This window comes from Paraburkholderia mimosarum LMG 23256 = NBRC 106338, assembly GCF_000739815.1.
GTDB classification, from domain to species: Bacteria; Pseudomonadota; Gammaproteobacteria; order Burkholderiales; family Burkholderiaceae; genus Paraburkholderia; species Paraburkholderia mimosarum.
In genome coordinates this window covers 1-1,341 of the sequence record NZ_BBJJ01000303.1, presented here as the reverse complement: position 1 = coordinate 1,341, position 1,341 = coordinate 1, and the positions used below count along the sequence as shown (strand labels likewise).

The 1,341-nt window shown below is 61.7% G+C and carries 2 protein-coding genes and 1 other annotated feature; of the genes, one reads left to right on the top strand and one right to left on the bottom strand.

The window, feature by feature from the left end:
* On the top strand, nucleotides 1–338 hold a 338-nt coding region (locus BMI01S_RS37550), incomplete at its 5' end, for a hypothetical protein (RefSeq protein WP_218002777.1).
* Between the two features lie 36 nt (nucleotides 339–374).
* Here the strand turns inward: BMI01S_RS37550 and BMI01S_RS37545 are convergent.
* The coding region (locus BMI01S_RS37545) for an IS3 family transposase (protein ID WP_156123926.1) at nucleotides 375–1,341 on the bottom strand (967 nt) is incomplete at its 5' end.
* Nucleotides 1,206–1,286 (bottom strand) — a sequence feature (AL1L pseudoknot). It overlaps the preceding gene by 81 nt.

Sequence of the window (1,341 nt, the reverse complement as noted above, 5' to 3'; positions counted from 1 at the left end):
CGCAGATCAGGTGCTTTTTCATGCTGCCGGTCACCCGCCAATGGCTCGATCAGGTCATCGTGGCGCTCACGATGGTGGGCCACGTTTCGTTTCGCAGTACCCTTGAACTCATGCACGACCTGCTCGGCGTCTCGACCAGCGTGGGCACGATTCACACCGTTCTTCAGCGGGCCGCAAAGCAGGCCATCGCCATCAACGCCGGTATCGATCTCTCACCCATCCGGGTCGGTCTGCACGACGAACTCTTTCAGGGTTCCCAACCCGTGCTCGCCGGTATCGATGTCGCCTCGACCTATTGCTATCTGCTCGCCCCCGAAGCCCATCGCGACGGCGACTGAACCGGCCCGGGTTTCCCGGAGACTGTTTTGCTTGAGTCATGCCACGGCGGCAGACCCAGCGAGTTTTGCATAGTAAGCGGCTTCTGCCTCGGCGGGTGGAATGTTGCCAATGGGACCGAAGAGCCGACGATTGTTGAACCAGTCCACCCATTCAAGCGTCGCCATTTCGACGGCCTGCAGATTGCGCCACGGCCCGAGGCGATGGATCACCTCGGCCTTGTACAAGCCGTTGATCGTTTCAGCCAGTGCGTTATCGTAGGAGTCGCCCACGCTGCCCACTGACGGCTCGATGCCAGCCTCAACCAGTCGATCCGTGTAGCGGATCGATACGTATTGGGCGCCGCGGTCGCTGTGATGGATCAACCCGTCCTGCTGCGCCGGCTGTCGTTCGTACAAGGCCTGCTCCAGTGCGTCCAGAACGAAGTCCGTGCGCGCCGAGCTCGACACGCGCCAGCCGACAATGCGTCGGGCGAACACGTCGATGATAAATGCGACATAGACGAAGCCCTGCCAGCTCGATACATAGGTAAAATCTGACACCCACAGCGCATTGGGCCGTTCGGCCGTGAATTGCCGCTTCACGAGATCCTTCGGGCTCGGCGTCGAACCATCGCTCACTGTCGTGCGTATCGACTTGCCACGTACCACGCCGCGCAGGCCCATCTGCTTCATCAGCCGCTCGACCGTGCAACGCGCCACGACAATGCCTTCGCGCTTCAATTGCGTCCAGACCTTGTCTGCGCCGTAGACCTGGAAGTTCTCTTCCCACACCCGCCGGATCTCATCCTTGAGCATCCTGTCGCGCTGAGCCCGCGGCGGCACCAGGTCAGGATTGGCGCGGCGGCCCACATGTGTGTAGTACGTCGACGGCGCGATTGGCAGCACCCTGCAGATCGGCTCGACCCCGTAGACGTGCCGGTGATCATCGATGAACGTGATCATCACTTCGGTCGGCGGTCGAGCTAGTGGGTAGCCACACTCCCTCCCGGGAATGCAGCCCCCG